This is a genomic window from Citrobacter sp. wls710 (assembly GCF_005281115.1).
Taxonomy (GTDB): Bacteria; Pseudomonadota; Gammaproteobacteria; order Enterobacterales; family Enterobacteriaceae; genus Citrobacter; species Citrobacter werkmanii.
Genome location: NZ_SZXD01000027.1, coordinates 1 through 19,423, shown reverse-complemented (window position 1 = coordinate 19,423; position 19,423 = coordinate 1). Strand labels below are relative to the sequence as shown.

General features: G+C 44.7%; 17 protein-coding genes and 4 pseudogenes. 16 read left to right on the top strand and 5 right to left on the bottom strand.

Features of this window, described 5'->3' with window-relative positions:
• Nucleotides 1-349 precede the first annotated feature (349 nt).
• Both repA and FDX14_RS11495 read left to right on the top strand, forming a co-directional pair.
• Nucleotides 350-1,204 (top strand): incFII family plasmid replication initiator RepA, encoded by an 855-nt coding sequence (gene repA / locus FDX14_RS11500; protein WP_137349564.1) that lies wholly within the window; start codon nucleotides 350-352, stop codon nucleotides 1,202-1,204.
• 1,175 nt (nucleotides 1,205-2,379) lie between these two features.
• Nucleotides 2,380-3,357, top strand: a complete 978-nt coding sequence (locus tag FDX14_RS11495; RefSeq protein WP_137349563.1) for a DUF6685 family protein — start codon at nucleotides 2,380-2,382, stop codon at nucleotides 3,355-3,357.
• Nucleotides 3,358-3,430: 73 nt separating this feature from the next.
• Here the strand turns inward: FDX14_RS11495 and FDX14_RS11490 are convergent.
• Nucleotides 3,431-3,814, bottom strand: a pseudogene (locus FDX14_RS11490) (cytoplasmic protein); the annotation flags it as partial.
• A 522-nt stretch (nucleotides 3,815-4,336) separates the two neighbouring features.
• On the opposite strand from FDX14_RS11490, the gene FDX14_RS11485 reads away from it, so the two are divergent.
• The 5 genes and pseudogenes from FDX14_RS11485 to FDX14_RS11465 all read left to right on the top strand — a co-directional run.
• The gene (locus tag FDX14_RS11485; RefSeq protein ID WP_137349561.1) at nucleotides 4,337-5,014 is read left to right on the top strand and encodes a DUF2913 family protein; all 678 of its coding nucleotides are present in this window, start codon (nucleotides 4,337-4,339) and stop codon (nucleotides 5,012-5,014) included.
• Nucleotides 5,011-5,391 carry a MarC family protein gene (locus FDX14_RS11480; RefSeq protein WP_137349560.1) on the top strand — a complete coding sequence of 127 codons (381 nt, stop codon included), beginning with the start codon at nucleotides 5,011-5,013 and terminating at the stop codon, nucleotides 5,389-5,391. Before FDX14_RS11485 ends, FDX14_RS11480 begins: the two co-directional genes overlap by 4 nt.
• Before the next feature lie 228 nt (nucleotides 5,392-5,619).
• Nucleotides 5,620-5,981 (top strand): annotated as a pseudogene (locus tag FDX14_RS11475) (DDE-type integrase/transposase/recombinase); the annotation flags it as partial.
• 278 nt (nucleotides 5,982-6,259) lie between these two features.
• On the top strand, nucleotides 6,260-6,787 hold the full coding sequence (locus tag FDX14_RS11470) for a C40 family peptidase (RefSeq protein WP_137349559.1): 528 nt from the start codon (nucleotides 6,260-6,262) through the stop codon (nucleotides 6,785-6,787).
• A 523-nt stretch (nucleotides 6,788-7,310) separates the two neighbouring features.
• Nucleotides 7,311-7,562 (top strand): annotated as a pseudogene (locus FDX14_RS11465) (helix-turn-helix domain-containing protein); the annotation flags it as partial.
• A gap of 637 nt (nucleotides 7,563-8,199) precedes the next feature.
• On the opposite strand, the pseudogene FDX14_RS11455 reads toward FDX14_RS11465, so the two are convergent.
• A pseudogene (locus FDX14_RS11455) lies at nucleotides 8,200-8,879 on the bottom strand (IS3 family transposase); the annotation flags it as partial.
• Between the two features lie 597 nt (nucleotides 8,880-9,476).
• Here FDX14_RS11455 and FDX14_RS11450 point away from each other — a divergent pair.
• The 9 genes from FDX14_RS11450 (at nucleotide 9,477) to FDX14_RS11410 (ending at nucleotide 17,522) form a co-directional block, all read left to right on the top strand.
• Complete coding sequence (locus FDX14_RS11450) at nucleotides 9,477-10,004, top strand: fimbrial protein (RefSeq protein ID WP_137349558.1); 528 nt, start codon at nucleotides 9,477-9,479, stop codon at nucleotides 10,002-10,004.
• 36 nt (nucleotides 10,005-10,040) lie between these two features.
• Nucleotides 10,041-10,706: a fimbrial biogenesis chaperone gene (locus FDX14_RS11445; RefSeq protein WP_137349557.1), complete on the top strand. Its 666-nt coding sequence runs from the start codon at nucleotides 10,041-10,043 to the stop codon at nucleotides 10,704-10,706.
• Nucleotides 10,707-10,712: 6 nt separating this feature from the next.
• Complete coding sequence (locus FDX14_RS11440) at nucleotides 10,713-13,208, top strand: fimbria/pilus outer membrane usher protein (RefSeq protein ID WP_137349556.1); 2,496 nt, start codon at nucleotides 10,713-10,715, stop codon at nucleotides 13,206-13,208.
• Nucleotides 13,205-13,726 carry a fimbrial protein gene (locus FDX14_RS11435; RefSeq protein WP_137349555.1) on the top strand — a complete coding sequence of 174 codons (522 nt, stop codon included), beginning with the start codon at nucleotides 13,205-13,207 and terminating at the stop codon, nucleotides 13,724-13,726. The genes FDX14_RS11440 and FDX14_RS11435 overlap by 4 nt, the downstream gene beginning before the upstream one ends.
• A 140-nt stretch (nucleotides 13,727-13,866) precedes the next feature.
• Complete coding sequence (locus tag FDX14_RS11430; RefSeq protein ID WP_170973587.1) at nucleotides 13,867-14,709, top strand: fimbrial protein; 843 nt, start codon at nucleotides 13,867-13,869, stop codon at nucleotides 14,707-14,709.
• Nucleotides 14,710-14,722: 13 nt separating this feature from the next.
• Entirely contained in the window at nucleotides 14,723-15,349 is a 627-nt protein-coding gene (locus FDX14_RS11425; RefSeq protein ID WP_137349553.1) for a helix-turn-helix domain-containing protein, read from the top strand.
• Between the two features lie 15 nt (nucleotides 15,350-15,364).
• The gene (locus FDX14_RS11420) at nucleotides 15,365-16,108 is read left to right on the top strand and encodes an EAL domain-containing protein (protein WP_170973586.1); all 744 of its coding nucleotides are present in this window, start codon (nucleotides 15,365-15,367) and stop codon (nucleotides 16,106-16,108) included.
• A gap of 73 nt (nucleotides 16,109-16,181) precedes the next feature.
• On the top strand, nucleotides 16,182-16,721 hold the full coding sequence (locus FDX14_RS11415; protein ID WP_170973585.1) for a helix-turn-helix transcriptional regulator: 540 nt from the start codon (nucleotides 16,182-16,184) through the stop codon (nucleotides 16,719-16,721).
• A gap of 171 nt (nucleotides 16,722-16,892) precedes the next feature.
• On the top strand, nucleotides 16,893-17,522 hold the full coding sequence (locus FDX14_RS11410; protein WP_137349550.1) for a helix-turn-helix domain-containing protein: 630 nt from the start codon (nucleotides 16,893-16,895) through the stop codon (nucleotides 17,520-17,522).
• A gap of 186 nt (nucleotides 17,523-17,708) precedes the next feature.
• Here FDX14_RS11410 and FDX14_RS11405 read toward each other — a convergent pair whose 3' ends face one another.
• From FDX14_RS11405 to FDX14_RS11395, 3 genes are all read right to left on the bottom strand, one after another.
• Nucleotides 17,709-18,287 (bottom strand): DUF2913 family protein, encoded by a 579-nt coding sequence (locus tag FDX14_RS11405; RefSeq protein WP_252182527.1) that lies wholly within the window; start codon nucleotides 18,285-18,287, stop codon nucleotides 17,709-17,711.
• 158 nt (nucleotides 18,288-18,445) lie between these two features.
• Nucleotides 18,446-19,057, bottom strand: a complete 612-nt coding sequence (locus tag FDX14_RS11400) for a helix-turn-helix domain-containing protein (protein ID WP_137349548.1) — start codon at nucleotides 19,055-19,057, stop codon at nucleotides 18,446-18,448.
• Between the two features lie 73 nt (nucleotides 19,058-19,130).
• The coding region (locus tag FDX14_RS11395) for an autotransporter outer membrane beta-barrel domain-containing protein (protein WP_137349547.1) at nucleotides 19,131-19,423 on the bottom strand (293 nt) is incomplete at its 5' end.

The following is a 19,423-nucleotide window of genomic DNA, read 5'->3' as shown; positions in this document are numbered from 1 at the left end:
GACGTACAGAAGCCTTGTGGTGGGGTATTCTGTTGAATAATTTTAGTTTTACACCCAATCCAAATTCTATTGGCTGCTTTGTGGTGAGGCAGATGGGCGCAAAACTTTGTTTCGGAAGAAATGCGGACTTCCGGAAGCAGGAACGTGGATGGGAGCGTATCCATAAAACGCTCAGGAGCAGGTGACGGAGAATATCCGGAGCCTGAATGCACAAACCCCCCGAAATCTGTCGAATCTTGGCGGAATCAGTCAGAGATCAGGGGGTCCAAAAGCAGGCGCGTTGCCTGTGAAGGATTATAACGCATGCACCATATAAAACAACACCCGACCGCCATAAGAAAAGGTCGGTGTGACTGAAAAAAAACCTACCTTTTACAGACAGGTCAAAAATCCTAATCCGGAATTCACTCCGCGAGAGGGTAAAAAGACACTGCCGTTCTGCCGTAAGCTGATGGCGAAAGCCGAGGGCTTCACATCCCGTTTTGATTTTTCCATCCATGTGGCGTTCATGCGTTCGCTGGGTAAGCGGCATCGTATGCCGCCGGTACTGCGTCGCAGAGCCATTGATGCGCTGCTGCAAGGGATGTGTTTCCACTACGACCCGCTGGCCAACCGTGTTCAGCGCTCCATCACCAATCTGGCCATTGAGTGCGGTCTGGCCACTGAATCAAAAAGCGGTAATCTGTCCATCACCCGTGCCACACGGGCGCTGAAGTTTATGGCGGAGCTGGGGCTGATAACCTATCAGACGGAATATGACCCGCAAATTGGTTGTAACATCCCCACCGATATTACTTTCACGCCGGCATTATTTTCAGCATTTGACGTCTCTGATGTGGCTGTGGCCGCTGCACGCCGCAGCCGTGTCGAATGGGAAAACCAGCAGCGTAAAAAGCAGAGCCTGATGCCGCTGGAGATGGATGAACTGATAGCCAGGGCCTGGCGGTTTGTACGCGAGCGCTTCCGCAGCTATCAGTCGGAACGTAAACTTCATGGACTGAAACGCGCCCGGGCGCGGCGTGATGCCGACAGAACCCGCAAGGACATTGAGACTCTCGTTAAGCAACAGCTGACACGTGAATACGCGTGCGGACGTTTTACCGGGGGGCTTAAAGCCATGAAACGGGAAATTGAGCGTCGTGTTAAAGAGCGCATGCTGATGTCGCGTGATAATTACACGCGGCTGTCCACAGTCCCCATATAACTCTCCTGCATGAAAAATCCGGCTGACGCCGGAGGATTTCGCACGTCTGTACCTCAACCCCTCTTATTAAACGCCCCGTTCACCGCCGTATAATCCCTGAATAAGCACAGAATTCCCCTCAGACTGGCCATAGATTTTATCAACCACGCCGTTTCCGGGCGATGAATTCAGTTATCTACAAATAAGTGCAAGGGAACGTTCCATAAGGTTACAACCGTTATACTCAGAAAGCGCCAGCCGAGCTGATTTCAAGGTGCGTCGTTCCTTTTAAACACCTGCTCTGTACTTCTTTTAAATACATAATCTTTATCTCCTATAAATACATAACCTGTTCATCGCCTGCCCTGTGGACAGACTTAAAGAATGACCGCCCTTGCAGCGGACTCACGTCCGCGCCGGTTCGGAAAAACCAGAAGTAGCTCCCGCCTCTTCGTGGCGGGCAAAAACCAGAAATAATAGTTACAACATCCAAAATATGTAGCCACAAATCAGTGCCCACCCAACCATCCAGCCCTCCCCACCACTGAAAAGCGCCGCCGCCCCGGCCGAAGGCCGGGAACAACATCGCTTTTAATGCTGGATGATGTAACTAAACTTTTGAGTGGCTGTCAGTTACATCGCGGCAGGTTCCTCTGTACAGCCCCCGGGCACCGGCTTTGCCGGTACCACGGCTCCGGAAATCACGCCCTGTACGTCGCAAGCGCCGTACAGCCCGCTCACCGGAGTTAAAAGGGCTTAATGAAACCACATCATGGTTATAAGCGGGTTATGGCTTAGCAGGGCGAAGGGATGGATTGGTGGAACCTGTCAACAGCGTAACCGGCTGCGCCGGGCTACGGCGCCATTAACAACCGTGCTCTGGTCAACTTCTGAGGGCGCCTCTATGCGCCTTTGGCGCATTCCCGGAATGCCTGCGCGCTGCTCGGCATTCTTAACCCGAATATTGAAGCTGCATTTCCGGCTACGCCGGGTCCCGGCGCCACTCACCATCAGTATTCTGTTTACCGCCTGCTGGCGCCTCCATACCGCCTGGCGGCATTCGTGACCACAGCTTATGCTCAGCAGTACAAATACTGACGTTATGCCTCTGCCGTAGTATATTTTCCCGATTATCCTTAGCTACGCTAAGGCTGGCCGGACGTGGTCAGGACTAATATGGTCATCAGGGAAAGCATATGAGCGATGAACCGGGAAGAGGTAAATTTGTCGATCAAGCGGCAGAAGCCAGGCCTTCTGTCTGGCGCAGAACAGCTGGCTGGATACGTGAGGAAATTCTGCATTCTCTGGGAAGGCCCGCCCGCCTGGAAGGTGCGATTGCTTCCGGGCAGCTAATTCCGTGTCCGATCATCGCCCCTGCCGATACGTTCTGGACACGGTCGGTGGTCTACTGGCAGGACTGGATGTCTTTTTCTCTGTCATCATTTCATTCCCGTCCCTGGACGATCGACTACCGCAAACCGGGCTACCAGCGCCGGCTTGAAAGCCATGCACTTGCTGTTCCTGAGGTTCAGCAGCTGATTAGCAAAGAAAATGTCCCTCATTTTTCATGCGACATCACAGATATCCGGGGGATTTCGGCCTCGAAATCTATGGATCATGATATCCGGGACATCGATGAGTTTCCTGTACTGAGATGCCGTGAGCTGGCTGAACCTGTGACTGAAGAGCACCTGCGAAAAAATATGCGTCACTGGGAATTACGGCTCGACCGGATGCTGTTTGCTGAATATCCGTGGGCAGAGCGGAGGCTCTACTGGCTGAATGACGGTGGCTCACACCATTTTGGCGCAGCCCGCTATCAGGCATGCCGCCTGGGCATTGCGGTTCCACTAACAGGCAGACTCTGTCGCTACGGTGTAAATGTGCCGATGATCTCCGCTATACGTCAGCAATGGCATCTGTTTGCTGTTCCGGCAGATGAACTCTTCGGCAGCTTTTTCGACGCCATGAATGCCTTTGAATGCCCGTTTGGTAATTCCGGTTTGCCGCGTCACATGCATGATACGGATAAGTCTGGAGTTGATCTCAAACTGGTCTGGCTTGAACGTGGGCATCCCAGAGCCAGTGCTGTTGCTGATGTACTTTCAGCCGCAGGTTTTCCTGATTTCGGGAAGCAGCTCCAGCAACTGGCCAGAGAACCTTCGCCACGTTGAATAAGCCTGATTTATTTTCTCTGACTTATTCGATTAATGCTAATGTACGCATACATTAGCATTAATCAGGCATTTAATCCCCTGCGCCTTTCTCCCTGTTCTGATTTTTCCGGTAGTCCTGCTTTACCCTTTCGATATTCTTCAGAACGGTCTGCCAGTGGTCGTCTGCCTGCTGCCGGTAGCGTTCAGCAACGGCAGCAATAATGTCAGGAGCACTGTCATGGCTGCGGTGCATGCGTCCCTTCTGGCCAAAGATATCAACAATAATATTCTGGCTGCCCTGCCTGTCGAAAAGTTGGGCGCACAGACGTTTCACGACGAGCGGCGTGTAGTCCAGCCCGGCCTCATCCGCGATCCGGAAGAAGAAGTACAGCATCTCATACGTTTTGTAGCGCTTGACGGCCGCACTGAGTCTGGCTGCCCGTTGTGGTGCTTCCCAGGTGTCATCCCTGTAGTTGGGGTCAGTTTGGATATAGAGAATTATTGTACGGCAAGCCTGTTTTTTGAACAGACTTGCCTATAGCAATAGGGTGTACTCCGCGCTATACGCCGTTTCCCGTGGATTTTATCTAATCGGATAACCTAAATGCGATACAGAATACGCGATTATTTAAAAGCGATAGCCACTGCCAGTAAATCAATCCCTTACGGGCTGACATGGTTAAATAATGCGCTAAACGTACAATAATTTCCGATCTCCAAACTCACCCCAGATACATTCCGGCTGTGCCGGAATCACTCCGACGGCGCACATCAGCTCCTGAGCGATTTGACAGCGGGTTATGGCTTTTCAGGGCGGAAGGGGTCGACTGGTGAAACCTGTCAAACCTGTAACCGGCTACGCCGGGCCTCGGCGCCATTTCAGTTCAGGGCTGTATTTTGATTCTGCTGGCGCCTTTTATGCGCTTCGCGTATGCGGATTCACATAATTCATTCAGCCTGCGTATAATTCAGGGCGGATAACATTATCAGGACCACTATGTCAGTTAACGGAAAAAACGAGAAAACCGCGCACTTGGTCTGGTGTGCCCTGATTGCCCTGCACCTGGCCCGCCAGGAGGGCCGCGTCCGGTCTGAACAGCAGGAGAATCTCTTTCTTGTCCGCTGGTTCGCCGACGCAGAACGGCAGCGCCGCTTTTCCCGGGATGTCGCCCCCGATATCCGCTGGATGCTGCAGCAGGGGCGCTCGCTGGGGGGCCGGGCGCAGCTGGCGAAGAAACTGGATTACATCTGGCTCTCCACCACCGGGGATATCATGGCGCAGACCGAACTCTTCCGGCTCACCCGGGGGCTGGAAACGGCCCGCAGCCAGCAGTGGGTGTACCATGTGCTCAGCGACCCGGAGTGGCTCAGGCTGCGCCGGCTGAGTATTAACCCGGATGTCTGTGCCGTGTACATTCCCAAATCCGCACTGGAAAAGGCTTTTTCTGGTGAGGGGAAACAGATATCCCCTGTCCCGGTCAGAATCACGGGGAATGTGGCGGCCTTTGGCGTGTTACTCGCCTCCTGTGGCTGGCAGGTTCAGCCCTCAGAAGAGCCGGGTGTTCTGTCCCTGAGGGCCGAATCCTGTGTGGCCTGTCCGGAGAGAGAGGGGACTGATCCCGGAGCGGATGGGGTTCAGTCTGAGGGTATGTATGATAATGACGGATTAAAATGATAACAGTTCTTTTTCTGAAAGCGTTTACCCTGACGCTGCTGGGCCTGCTGCCGATGGTCAATCCTCCCACCACCGCCACGCTGTTGCTGGGGCTGACCCGGGGCATGTCGGTTCAGCAGGTCAGCGAACAGATCAATAAAACGGCCGTGTATCTGTTCATCACCCTGTGTATCACGTTTTTCGCCGGCACTTCCGTCCTGAGTTTTTTTGGGCTCACGCTGCCGAGTCTCAGGCTGGCGGGCGGGCTGGTGATAGCGGTTATCGGGTTCCGGATGCTGTTTCCTTCTCCTGCCGGACAGCAGTGCAGTCAGGCATCAGGGGGGCCGCTTGGAATTCGGAAATTATCCTACGTTAAGCTTTTCAAGCTTAACGGGTGATTTCATTCCATTGAGCGGAAACCCCTGACCGTAAGGAATGTACGTAACTATGAGACTGTCCGTTTCTGGTTTTGCCTACTTTCGTACAGAGCAGCAGCATGGTGTACGTAATCGCTCGATTTCGGACACAGAAACGCTGCAGTCTCGTAATCCAAGGGATCGCCAATATCTGTTTGGTTAAAAAACAGTCTTAGCGTAAGAAATTTTCCCTTTTCCAAGCGGCCCCCTAAGAGCAAACAGCGGTTGCTGGTGCGTAATCCCTGGCCACTGGCCACACCGGAAGCGCTGAACCAGAATTGGTCTGTCGATTTTATGCATGATGCCCTAGTTTGTGGCCATCGTTTTCGCACGTTCAATGTCGTAGATGACTTTAACCGTGGGGCGTTGTCGATTGAAATCGATCTGAATCTACCAGCTCTGCGCGTGGTCCGTGTACTCGACAGGATCGCTGCAAATCGCGGCTATCCGGTCATACTACGCATGGTCCGGAATTTATCTCGCTAGCACTGGCTGAATGGGCAGAGAAACTTGCAGTAAAACAGCGTTATCAGCCTATAGGGGCGCTCTCCAGATCATTCATTCCAACATTTCTCTGCACCAGATGATTTCGCTACATTGGTCCTCAAGCCCCATTCTTTAATTTTTTATCCACAATCTCTTAATGTGAGTTTTCGTTCCACTGAGTGCCAAACGCTTTTAAAAAGTTTTCTTTGCCCAATACTTGAGACCTGAGAGATTGTCCAATAGTGGACTCAATATAAATTGGTCATAAAAAGAACAGAGTGTATCGTAACCATCTATAAACATGATTTGGGAGTTGATTTGCTCCCACCTGTAAGGAAAAACTCCCACACTACTTGTAACGGTTATGATTTTTAAACACTCTATTTCAGCCTTTATTTTAAGTTTTGCTTCGTTTTCTGCTTTCAGTTTCCAACAGCCAGTGTCGATGCTCTCAACAAAAAGTGTATTATCGGTCTCGCCAGAGAAAAAAGTTCGCTTACATTCTGATAATAGCTCACTACAAAGGCGCATTCTGGAGCAATATCAAAAATGGAAAGGGACACACTATCAATGGGGCGGTACATCTCACAACGGTATCGATTGTTCAGCCTTGGTGCAGCAGGTATTGAGCGATGTGGAGAATCTTTCGCTACCGCGCACGACCGGGGAACAGATTCGACAGGGTGTACTGGTGGCAGAATATGACCTTGAAGTTGGTGACTTGGTTTTCTTCCAGACAGGTCTTAGCACTAAGCATGTAGGTATATATATCGGAGATAATCATTTTATGCACGCCTCAACAAGTCAGGGCGTCACAGTATCGAATCTTGCAAAAAGTTACTGGCATTCGCGTTTTATTGCCGCCCGACGGGTAACGGTCGATATATCCTAGATACTCAAATATCAAGATCTATATGCTTCTTTATTATACCTGAACTCTGGTCTGTGCAAGTCGTTTGCGAATTTTTACTCTAGTCCAGTATGGCGCAAGCTGATCATTACACAGCCAGTACAAATGGGACTGATAATAATGATCCTCACAACGACTTGTGAGCTGGCCGCCAGTATAGGTAATGCACATGATTATAAAAATAAAAGCTAACTAGTAGCCTTGTTGAGACTGATTCCATCACTGTTTGGTAATGGTAGATACTCAAATGTACAGAAAACTCCGTTATTGCGGGTTTCGGCTGTTTCTGTCATGCTCTTAGCCGGATTTAATCTATTATTTAACATTATATTAAGCGCTTGATATTAATGATATAATTATCATAATTTAACATAATCTTTGTTATGCGCACTTACCATGTAACTCCAATATTCTAATGTCACTTTTAACCCATTTAGTGATGTCACTTTTTCTGGCATAAAGGATCCTATCCTCAGGCCATGGAGACATCAGGATGCTTGTGACCATGTCAGATAAAGAAATAAGTCGGATCAACGTCATTCAGTCAGTTGTTGAAAAGCGCATGCGCCGTCGTGATGCTGCTCACCAACTTGCTCTGACCGAACGTCAGACGCAGCGTTTAATGAACCGTTTTCGAGAATCTGGTGCTGCAGGTCTGGTAAACCTTCGGCGCGGACGTCCCGGCAATCACAGGCTTCCTGAATCACTGAAGCTACGTGTTCTTTCGTTACTCCACGATCATTACAGCGACTTGGGTCAGTTAATCCACGTCGCAAACACATTTAAACTACTTCCCTTCGCCATGTAATGGGCTTTCCCCATCGCGGACTACTACGGAAGCTCCGCCAGCCAGCGCGTCATCGGAGCCATGCCCCCTTAACATCCGTCGCTGACCTTCCCCGGTTTACCTGCCTGGACTCATACATACTGAGGAGGCTGCCCGTCGCACTCTTTATCCTTGCTTGCCGCAAGTTGGCAGAAGTCAGCAGCCCGAATGTGATGGATACTGCTGCCCCGGTGTTTTGCATACATTTCAAAGCACCTTTGGCTGTAAGCGCATACGTATCGCTGCCAGCTCCTTCTGCACGGCCTGTTATATCACGTAGGCCGTGGTGACATTTTCAACCCACAGAGGCGGATTAACGGGTTCATGTTCTTCAGCCTTTCAGTACTTAACCTTGAGGATCATCTCGGCTTAGTGATCTCGCCTCAATCCCCGTTGTCAGCGGGTTACATTACCCTGCGGGCATGCCGCAGGTCACTGCCGCTCAGGTTCACCACCGTCACACCCTGTGGGATCGTTGGGTTTCTCATCGTGAGTTACCGGTTCAATATTCCAGACAGGCTCGTGGTTCATTTGAGCATCCATGCCCGCCCTGAACTCCGGGCACACTGTAAGTTATGTCCGTTACCCAACGTTCGTCCGGTGCTTCCGGGTTGAACTGTCGCAGGAGCCTGTTAGGTGTCACGATACTGACTTCACCTTTACGTGCTCGTGGGCTTCGATACCCGACCTGAGCCTTTATCCCGGCACGCTTCATCAGCCGCCAGACCCGGTTAATCCCACATTGTTGCCCGCTATCTCGCAGGTCGAGATGGATCTTTCGATAGCCATAAACGCAACCGGACTCCAGCCAGAACTGTTTGATTTGTCCTGTCAGTCTGAGGTCCGCCTGAAGCCGTAGTGAATGCGGCTGCTGAAGCAAGGTGTAAAACCCGCTCGGATGAACATTCAGCACCCGGCAGAGTAAACGAACGGGTCAACAACAGGAGTTGTCACGGATAAAGGCGTACCTCAGTCGGAAAGCTTTGCAAAGTACGCCGCGGCTTTTTTTAATATGTTCCGTTCGTCAGTAACCCGCTTCAGCTCCTTCTGGAGTCGGCGGATCTCGGCCTGAGCATTTGACTGCTCTTTGTTGGTGGAAGAGTCCGGCCCGTATTTCTTTATCCAGGCATAAAGGCTGTGGGTAGTGATATCGAGACGTGTTGCGACACTGGAAACAGAATGGCCACGATCAACAACCTGTTTGGCTGCTTCAATTTTAAACTCTTCAGGATAACGATTACTGCTCATGTGCACCTCTCTTTAAGCCATTTGAAATGACTCCGAGGTGTCTGTTAAATCTGTGGCGATTCAAGTAGCTTTTTCATGTTACGGCAAACACATCCAGTCCTCCGGCCCGCTATGCCTGTAATTCGGGTGAAAGTGGGCTGTCAGAAGACTGTGTTAGGGAATCGGGAGTTATTATACATTAATTAGCTATTCCCAAACTGCACCTTATATGCTCCCCCATTGTATCTGTAATTTTCAAAGTGTATTGATAGTATTTAAAGTCAAGTATACCCATGTCCAATATTACACAGTCACTATGGAATGAATGTACACACTTAAAATCGAAATATTATATTGTTAAGTGATTTATATGCAGTTTTTTATGCTGCAAGCAAAAAACTATGTTATTGATATATAACACTATTCGAAATAATAAAAAGGCACAAAACATCAAAAATAGTTAATTTTTAAGCGAAAAATAATTAAGTGGAATACATGTAAGAAAAGACTAAAATAAAGACCTCTGACAGGTAGCCATAGTTAGAGACTAACTTCAATGTAGACAGCATAGTTCATGATATTTCATGAACTGATGTTTATTTTACTCAGGAATATAATATGAGTTTCGTTAAAACTTTAGCAGCTGTATCTGTGATGGCTTTCTGTTATAATGTAATGGCCGCAACAGATATTTATACCGGTAAAGTTAATTTTACCGGTATAGTTGAAAACGCCGCATGTGCTATTTCAGCAGGAGATGTAAACGGGCAAACGGTTAATTTGGGTAATGTTCGCCTTGCAGAAATCAGTGGTTCTGCCGGAAAAGCTTCAGCAGCAAAAACATCTTTTACCATTACACTTGAAGATTGCTCCTCTGTTGTTTCATCAAGAGCAGCGATTAAATTCACCGGAAACACAGCTCCAAACATGGATAATATTCTTGTCGGGACTGGTATTGGTGTAGGTATTCAGATTTTTGATAATGTCAGCGCTGCACCTCTGGTATTCGGTACCAACTCGTCAGCTTATGAACTGAGTAATGGACAGAATACACTGGATTTTAAAGCCGGATTCGCATCTACGACGGCAACTCCTGAAGCAGGGGCTGTAACAGCAACGGCTAATTTCCAAGTTAACTACCTTTGATAATGAGGCAGGCGGGTTCTCCCGCCTGAATTAAGAATGAAATATTGGCTTTTCGCATTAATCACTACCTTCTTTATTATTAATACTTCAGCATATGCTGGAGGAGTATCTCTTGGCGCAACGCGTCTGATTTATAAATCAGATGATAAAGTAAAACAACTGGCAATATATAACTCCGATAACAAAAATGAATTTTTGATGCAAAGCTGGATTGAAGATGAGAATGGGAATCTGTCACGTGACTTAGCTGTTATTCCACCACTGGTCCTGATAAAAGCAGGAGGGCAAAATAGCATCAGACTTATTAGAAATAACTCTGGTTTATCATCTGATCATGAAATGGTTTACTGGCTCAATGTCAAAGCAATCCCTGAGAAAAATCAGGACAGCAACCAGAGCACACTCCAGTTCGCAATAACCAGCCGGATCAAAGTTTTTTACCGCCCAGCAGAACTTCAGCAGGGTGCTGCAGAAGCTTATCGTAAGCTCCAGTTCAGAAAAAAAGAGGATAAAATAAGTGTGTTTAATCCGACACCATATTATATCACGCTGACCAATATACGCTCTGGAAAACATACCGGATCCAGTTTAATGCTAGCACCGAAGGAAACCCGTGAATTACACATGGGAACTTCTGAAACAATAGAAGCTGACAGCATTAATGATTATGGTGGCTTAGATCATTTGAAAATAAATATTTAATGAAATATGAATATATCTAATACCAGACCAGTGGCTTTGTCGGTGGTTATTGCTTTAACCGGACAGGTTTATACCAACACAGTCAGAGCAGAAACCTATAATCGCTTTGATCCTGCTTTTCTGAATACTTCAGTAAGTAAAATAAGTGATCTATCTATTATTGAAGCTGGAGGTATTGTACCACCAGGCGAATACGATGTTGATATATATATCAACGGTGAATATCGCGAGATTAAACGGGTGACTTTTCGTAAAAGTGACGCAACCAGAGAAGTTGTTGTTCCGTACTTCAATCTCAGTGACCTTGAGTATTATGGTATAAAAAAGAGTTTTATCCCTTTACAAGAAATAGATTCTTTATATGATATCAGCGACATCGATGGAGTGGTGGTTAATTTTGATGCAGGACGCCAACGACTGGAAATATCAATTCCTCAAACCATGATGGAAACCAAACCCCGGGGCTATATTCCTGAAAGTCGTTGGGATGATGGTATAAGTGCTGCGTTACTGGATTATAATATGAACTATAATTCTAATCGTAATAAACAAGGGCAAACAGACAGTTATTTTCTTAATTTGAATGGCGGATTGAATATAGGTCCCTGGCGTTACAGAGAATATACAACCGGCAGTTATGATGACAAATCAAAAAAATTTCAGTGGTCCACTTTATCGCGGTATGTAGAACGCCCGTTACGTAGTATACACAGCACTTTTCGTCTGGGTGATCAAAATACTCCGGGTGAAATATTTGAAAGTGTTCCTGTACGTGCAGTTACACTGGCTTCAGAGCAAAGCATGTTGCCGGACAGCCTGCTAGGCTTTTCCCCTGTCATTCGCGGTGTTGCAAGAACAAATGCTGTCGTGACTGTATATCAGAATAATTATCCGATTTATGAGGCCAGTGTTTCACCGGGCGCATTTGAGTTCAAGGACGTTACCCCGGTTGCCAACAGCGGTGAGTTGACGGTTAAGATCAAAGAAGCAGATGGCAGGATCAGTCAGTACATTGTCCCCTATTCTGCCGTACCTGTTTTTGTGCGAGAGGGGACTATGCAATATGACCTTACTGCTGGCCAGACACAAGGTTTTGATAAGGAAACGCCTTTGATTCAGGGGACGTTCCGTTATGGGTTGCTAAGTAGGGCGACACTTTACGGAGGGGGGCAGTTATCCAGAGATTATCATGCTTTAGTGGCTGGAACAGGTCTGGATATGGGAAGTATTGGTGCTCTGTCTCTGGATGTTACCCAGGCGCAGAGCTCAGCAGATAAAAGATCGCACTACACAGGTCAGTCGTGGCGTTTTCTGTACGCAAAGTCTGTTCAGGCAACAGGTACGAGCTTTCAGTTGGCAGGTTATCGTTACTCAACCCGCGGATTCAGAACCCTTACAGAACATATTTCTGAAAGGGAGGACCGTGTAATAACGGCTGGATCGTCTGGTATCGGACAGGCAAGCTCAGCAGGTAACCGTAAGGAGAGTTATCAGTTAACGGTTTCTCAACAACTAAATGAAATTAACACTGTATTTATTAATGCCAGCAGGAATACTTGGTGGAATCGTAAAGGGGCAGAAACGCTGCTTCAGTTAGGGCACAGTACGACCTTTGGGAAGGTATCCATCAGTACCTTTGCCAGTTACAGCATGAATACTCCCGGAGGGAAAGCAGATAAAAATATCAGTGTGTCCTTTTCTGTTCCACTTGAGATATTTGGAGGTATGCCGGCATCAGCCAGTTACACCGCCAGCCAGAGTCATGGACGAGTGAGCCACATGGCTGGTCTGGGTGGCACCGCTGGAGAAAACGGTGAATTGCAGTACAGCATGTACGATAACTGGGCACCGGATAACGGCGATAATCAGTCTTCATTAAGTGGTGTCTGGCAGAGCCGACGGGGTACATTTGGAGCAGGTTATAGCACTGGAAAAGACTTTCACCAGGTGAATGCCAGTATGCACGGAGGTGCAATTTTACACAGCGGGGGGCTGACTGTGGGCCAGCCACTTGGAGAAACCAATATTCTGGTAGAAGCCAAGGAAGCAGAAAATGTAATGGTTACAAACCGTACAGGAATACGTACTGATAGTGCGGGGTATGCTCTCCTGCCTTTCGCTTCAAATTATCGGGAAAATACAATTTCGGTGGATGTGGCTTCTCTTGGTAATGATGTCGAGCTGAACGAGCCTGTGAGGAAAATTGTACCGTCAAAAGGTGCTGTAGTAAAAGCGTCTTTCCCGGTAAGTGTAGGGCACAAAGCCTTGGTCACCCTATTACAAGGGGGAGGTAAGCTGCCGTTTGGTACCCTTGTACAAGTTAAAGGCAAAGGAGAGACGGGGATCGTTGACGAGCATGGACAGGTATTTTTATCCGGGCTCGGGAATACTACGATCCTGATGGCGGACCAGGGTAACAAGCAGGGCTGCACCGCAACCTTGCAGGTACCAGAAGAGCACTCAGAAACAGGGATACATTACCTGAAGGCCGAATGTAGATGAAGAAAAAATTACTAAGTGCGCTGACAGGCGTTGTTATCGTAACAGCCACAGCCCGTTGCGCGTGGTGCGCAGATTTAATGATTGAGATAGACGGCAATATACTAGCTAATACCTGTACGATTGCACCATCGTCAAAAGACATGCTGGTTCCATTGGGGTCTCATTCTATTAAAGATTTGAAAGACACATTACAGCCCTTTACGGAATTCAGCATCAATCTCGAACAATGTGGGAATTCTGTAAATGGGGTAAATATGTATTTCACTGGGCCAACCCAGCAGGGTTTTAATTTGCTTCAGTCACCGGAAATGATAATCCAAAATGCTGCCGTGGAAGTGATGACAGCTGCCGGAGATAACCTGATGCTTAACAGCGGGACAGGTATATATAGTTCATTGACTCCAGGTGCGAACAATACAATAAAATTTAAAGCAAGAATGCGTCCATTTATGCACAGTAAACAACTTATGCCAGGACCAGTGTCCGTGACCATGACTTATACTCTGGAGTATTTGTAATGCGTATGATCATTTTTATTTTATTACTTATTAATTTACCGTGCCTGGCCTCAAATGTGACAGTGCTAACGCCGTCATACAGTGGTCCCCGAGATGCAAATGTAGTGGGAACAGCTCTTAATCAATGGTCAGGTGATCAGATGGTAATGGATGATAATTGCGGATTATTCTGTGTAACTTCATCGTATATAAAACCAGTAGCACCAATAACTGGTATCGATTATATCGATACTGACGGAAAGGTATATTCAACTTATCCAACAGCAGAGCCAGAAATTGGTATTATTTACATGGCAAAAGATATGGCTAACGGGAACTGGGTTCCAATCAGAGGTTCAAGTTTGATTTCAGTATTTAACAGTTCCACATGGATAGGTAGAATGAGAACTATTGTCAGAACTCGACTTGTCTTTGTGAAAAATAATCAGAATAAAAGTGTAAATTATAACATAGGTCCAGTAAAAATAGGAACGGCATCAACTAATTCTGGAAGAACTGAGGATATATTTCTGTCTCCATTAGCCTTCAGTCTTACACCATTAACATGTTCAGTTTATGCAAGCGCTAATAAAATTGTACTTGGGGATATTAAGGAAAGTGAACTTCCACAGATAGGTAGTACAACATCTAAGAAAAATATACAGATAAACTTCGACTGTCCCGCGAATGTAACTGTTAAAGGATATCTTGTGGATATACTTCATCCATCAAATACAGGTAAAGCATTATTAATAAATGAAGATAATTTAGAGTCAGCCACAGGGGTAGCTATAAATATTTATACTAACAGAACAGGGAGTAGTCCATTACCTTTTGGTTTCGACTCAAACATTGCAGGTGGAGTTAATGAATTATTCATACTACCTGCAGTATGGATGCCATATAAGGAGTCATTGACATTATCAGCCAGTGTTATTAGAACAGGGAAATTAACAGCAGGAAAAATAAATGCGCTTTTAGGTATAACATTTTCATATCAATAGTCATGGTAAATATATGTTAATCGCTGAAACGGATTATAAACAGAGTGTTGATACTCTTGGTAAGAGTATCATGAATCATGAATCAGGATTGGAACTATCTTTTCAATCAGGTCAGATTATTGAGTTACCATCAAATTTCAGGGCAATAATCTATTTAAAAGAAGGAAGTGCAGGAATATATTATAAAGAAAATCACTGTCTGGTATCAGAAAACAGTAGTCCGGCAATTATTGGATTAACTTTTCTTTTTATTCAGAACTATCACATGTACATTAGATTTTATTCTGAATGCAAGGCGTATTATATTAACCAGACTGAATTTGTAAAATTGTGTGATAAAAAACAACTCTGGCGTCATGTCTCACAACTTATTGCACGAGCAGAAAGAACACTACATAGCAGTCCGAGCATTTCGGCATTCAGAAATGTTTATGATGTTGTCAAATTTCACTTAGATAACATTTGGAAACTGCCTGAAAATGAAAGAAATAATATCTCAATATATAAATACATACTTGAGAGATCGCCTATATCAAGAAGTTCTCTTCATAAAATCATCAGAGATTTGAATATGGGTGGGTATATAAAAACCGAAAGAGGAAAGCTTCTGAAACTCATCAGGCTTCCAGTGAAATATTAACTGATGGAAAATAACATGAAAAAAAATGTAGAAGGTATTTTCGAGATAAAACATTGCCATGTTCGTTTAAAGTTCGAGCCTCTTTTTAACATGAGCAACCAGTTACTGGGGTATGAAGCTTTGTCAACTATCCATTATCAGGAAGACAGCAACAGAAAAATTAATCCAGAGGTTTTTTTTAGTTCGTTAACTGCTGATGAATCTCTCAGCTACTTTCAGCATCAGATAGATTTTGCTAAAAAATACAGCAGTTATTTTATTGCGCAGAAAATTTTTTTATCTATGAATATCTGTGAGAATATTCTTCTGAATTACCCATGGGAATCACTTAAAGACAGTTTTAAAGAAGCATCAGATTTCATTCGACTGGAAGTAAATGAAAACATTGAGCCGCGTGTTGTTGTTAGAGCTGCGCTGGAAAGGATACGTCGGATACTTCCAGTCTGGCTGGATGATTTCAGCCGTAGTTCATTTTGTTTCGATTATGTCCTGAATGGGCCATTCGATGGTATTAAAATTGACAAAGATTTATACTGGACCCTACGTGAAACAGAACAAGGCATAAATTATCTGACATCGCTATGTCGGTTATTCACACAGAAAAATAAAATAATTATTATTGAAGGTATTGAAACCGATAATGATCTAAAAAATATTATGAAATGTGGATGTGATGCCGGACAGGGGTGGTTATGGCCCTCTATTACAGCAGAATTAATTAATTCAAATGTAAATGACTTAACTTATGATTACTCCTGAGTATTACATATCATCTTGTCATTTTTGAGCAATAGAATAAATGAAAATAATTACTGACAACCATTATCTCAGAATGGCACTAATTGATATCATTGCTAATTCTGTAAAAATTAGCAATGATACAAAAAAAATTATTATAATTGATACATTTTCAAAAAGAATGTTAGGCGATATTTGCTGGGGTAACTATGACGTGCTGATTCTGCTTATCGGCAGTGATTCTGATATTATATTGTTCAACAACATAACTTTCCCTATTACTGTCAAGTACTTAAATATACATACGGACCTTGAGATCCTGAAACTGACGCTGAAGAAGTTTTTTATTCAGCCTCTTGCCCTCAATAAAACTCGCTCGTCCCCCCAAAGGCTTGATTTGTTAACAGGACAACAAATGAAAGTGTTATATCTGACTGGTTGGGGCCATTCATTAACAGAGATTTCCAATATTATGGGTATTAGCACCACGAATGCTTCTGCGTACCGGATATCGGCGTTAAAAAAAGTGAGGAAACGATTGAGTGTGGATACCCTTACCAAGCTACGTCATCTAAGGTTAGTAACCACGTCAGAACTTACGGATGACCTCCGCCATGATTGTATCTCCTGTTAACGCAAATTAGTTTCCGGTTTCAGGGAGTTCGCGCTCAAATCTTAATCTATTTGTGTTATCCCGACAAGGTACCTGCCAGTTTTAGCTTCCTGGCGGGATGATATGGCAAAGTTTTCCCGCCAGACCTATACTGGTCAGTATGACTCGTATGTATCTGGATAGGTAAGCTTCATGCAACTACAAACTCCTTACCCGGAAGTACCAATTAATATTCTTATTAATTATGCGATACAGAATGCAGACAAGCTTGATGGCCACTATATACAACACTGTGGGCGTCTGACTCTATCTTCGGAAAAGATCTATCTGCTTACTGAGGGCAATATTCGTATTGAGCACAGAAAAACATCAATCACACTGGGTGTTTTCATCCGAAAAATGGTGATTGGTATTGTAGAACAAAATTATTCTCTCGAAGACTTGGTATACGTTACAGCTAAAGATACTGTGATTTTATCCGTTGACTCAGTGAAATATCTTTCAGCTCTTCGCGATGAAAACCTGCTTTTAAACCTTAACGTAGTTACTTCCTATTTTGTTGCTAGACTCATTGAATGCGTGAATATTATCTTGTCAAAAAATGCATACTCTGTTATCCGGGCTCTCATAGAGCGCTATGATTCATCACAGCATGTTTCCTCATGGTCAAAAGAATCTCTCGTATCCTTTATTCTTGCTCGATGTCCCCTGTCCAGGAGTATGGTCATGAAGATTTTGTCGGATTTACGAAAAGGGAAATACATTGTCGTTCATGAGGATGGCCGTCTCGAGATAATCAAAAAACTGCCTCAGGACTACTAAACGTAACGGTTGGAATTTACCGCCATCGAAACTTTGTTTATGAAAAATGGTATATGCTCTGTATGACTGCATTATACTGGTATATATAAATTTATTGCTGCTTACACTCAATCTATTTTTTATCAGGAGTACTCTATAATCCTTCCGTCATAACATTTATATTCATGCGAACGTTGCGAAACTGTTTCATTGCCTTAATTCCCTGGAAAAGACATGTTGTGATACTTCACTAAAATTCTTAGCCATGAATTGCCAGTTATTGTCTTTGCTGATGATTTCCCAATCATGCTTTTGTAACAATTGATTCAATTGAATAGTCTTTCCGCAAATTTTGACAGGTACAGTTGCGGTCTGAAAACCATCGTCATTGAAAGCTATTTCAAGATTATCTTTAAGCAAAAATATGCTGTTAATAGATGCCGGAAGAGTGGCCCGGCAACTTCTACCCCACTCACTGTCTTCTAATATCTGGCATACCCAGCCACACTGTCTCGCCATCTCCAAAGCGCAGGTGAGGCGAAAGAGATCATTCTGCTCAGCCAAATCTCCCGTACAAATACGCCAAATATATTCCAACTTATTGAATAATCTGGAATGCGTCCCATATATCTGTCCCTGGCTCAGTATCCAGTCAATATCAATAGCCACATCCCGCGAAAACCGACGCTGTTTCTTGGCTAGCGCAAACCAGCGGGTAATAAACAGATTTTCTTGAGATTCCGATGTAACCAGACCATTTTGCCTCGCTGTCAGCAGAGCAATCATGGCACACCACACGAGATGGGCTTTTTTTTCTGTACTTCTCATTTGTTTGCAAAAACCGTACAAGATAAAACTAATTTCAAAAGTAAACTATGCAATAATGATTATACTAATATACATAATTTAATTTAGATGAGTAAATTTCCATTTCTTACTTTAGATTAATAATTTGCTGGTAATTTATTAACTGACAACAAACGACCATTAATCATTTTTATATAATCACCTCTCCGCAACTCAGCTAATACCGAGGATATTATTGATCGAGATAAATTGGTTCTTCTTTGTATATAAGCCCCTACTTTCACCGAGCTTCTTAAGGGCTCGTCCCATTCGGCCATATGTAATAAAGCAGTCCTTATCTGATAATATGACCCCCTACCTGCTATACTATCATAAGCCTGTATTAAAAAATAATTCTGAAAATTCATCCAGATGAAAGCCTGGCGCCACAACTGATACTTTTCGATAACATCCATTGTTTGTTCTAAAGTTATATATAAACCACTGCAGTTTCGCCTCAATATTATCTTGCAATTCGATTCCACATGGTTTTTCGTATCAAACAATCCAAGTACAGTAGGCTTACAAACTATATCAATCAATAACTGATCACTGTCTCTGATAATTTCAATAGCGCCGGTTAATATAAAGTATACAAGTTTCTCCCCTTTTTCATTTTGTAATAAAATTTCAGTTTCTTGTGGTGCGCAAAACTTAACGGCATGGGAACTGATTCTTTTAACAATTTCTTTTAGAGCTGTATAAGCCATAAATTTAATATATTTTATGCTTGTTGTTTTTAATTAGAAGAAGCAGAGGGAATTTCTCCCTCTGCTTTTATTACTACCAGGTATATTTAACACCTGCGTCAGCAGACCAGTCTTGATCGATATCGCCACCTCCGAGGTAGTTTACGCCTGTATAAGCACTGAAGTTCTTGGTGAAGCTGAACTGAGTACCCAGTCCAACGCGTACCGCAGAACCCTCTACGCCATTATCGATAGCGTCGCCGTTTACGTTAGAATCGTTGTTAGAGTCATCGTAAACATAGGCCAGTTTGAAGTGCGGAGTCAGCGCCTGGTCGTTGCCGTAGGCGAAAGTATAGCCTGCATCTACACCCAGTTCATAACGCATGC

What these genes read in the sequence shown, in the direction of transcription:
- FDX14_RS11495 (WP_137349563.1), top strand. Translation starts at nt 2,380, where the DNA reads ATGAGCGATGAACCGGGAAGAGGTAAATTTGTCGATCAAGCGGCAGAA.
- FDX14_RS11485 (WP_137349561.1), top strand. Translation starts at nt 4,337, where the DNA reads ATGTCAGTTAACGGAAAAAACGAGAAAACCGCGCACTTGGTCTGGTGT.
- FDX14_RS11480 (WP_137349560.1), top strand. Translation starts at nt 5,011, where the DNA reads ATGATAACAGTTCTTTTTCTGAAAGCGTTTACCCTGACGCTGCTGGGC.
- FDX14_RS11470 (WP_137349559.1), top strand. Translation starts at nt 6,260, where the DNA reads ATGATTTTTAAACACTCTATTTCAGCCTTTATTTTAAGTTTTGCTTCG.
- FDX14_RS11450 (WP_137349558.1), top strand. Translation starts at nt 9,477, where the DNA reads ATGAGTTTCGTTAAAACTTTAGCAGCTGTATCTGTGATGGCTTTCTGT.
- FDX14_RS11445 (WP_137349557.1), top strand. Translation starts at nt 10,041, where the DNA reads ATGAAATATTGGCTTTTCGCATTAATCACTACCTTCTTTATTATTAAT.
- FDX14_RS11440 (WP_137349556.1), top strand. Translation starts at nt 10,713, where the DNA reads ATGAATATATCTAATACCAGACCAGTGGCTTTGTCGGTGGTTATTGCT.
- FDX14_RS11435 (WP_137349555.1), top strand. Translation starts at nt 13,205, where the DNA reads ATGAAGAAAAAATTACTAAGTGCGCTGACAGGCGTTGTTATCGTAACA.
- FDX14_RS11430 (WP_170973587.1), top strand. Translation starts at nt 13,867, where the DNA reads ATGGTAATGGATGATAATTGCGGATTATTCTGTGTAACTTCATCGTAT.
- FDX14_RS11425 (WP_137349553.1), top strand. Translation starts at nt 14,723, where the DNA reads ATGTTAATCGCTGAAACGGATTATAAACAGAGTGTTGATACTCTTGGT.
- FDX14_RS11420 (WP_170973586.1), top strand. Translation starts at nt 15,365, where the DNA reads ATGAAAAAAAATGTAGAAGGTATTTTCGAGATAAAACATTGCCATGTT.
- FDX14_RS11415 (WP_170973585.1), top strand. Translation starts at nt 16,182, where the DNA reads ATGGCACTAATTGATATCATTGCTAATTCTGTAAAAATTAGCAATGAT.
- FDX14_RS11410 (WP_137349550.1), top strand. Translation starts at nt 16,893, where the DNA reads ATGCAACTACAAACTCCTTACCCGGAAGTACCAATTAATATTCTTATT.
- FDX14_RS11405 (WP_252182527.1), bottom strand. Translation starts at nt 18,287, where the DNA reads ATGATTGCTCTGCTGACAGCGAGGCAAAATGGTCTGGTTACATCGGAA.
- FDX14_RS11400 (WP_137349548.1), bottom strand. Translation starts at nt 19,057, where the DNA reads ATGGCTTATACAGCTCTAAAAGAAATTGTTAAAAGAATCAGTTCCCAT.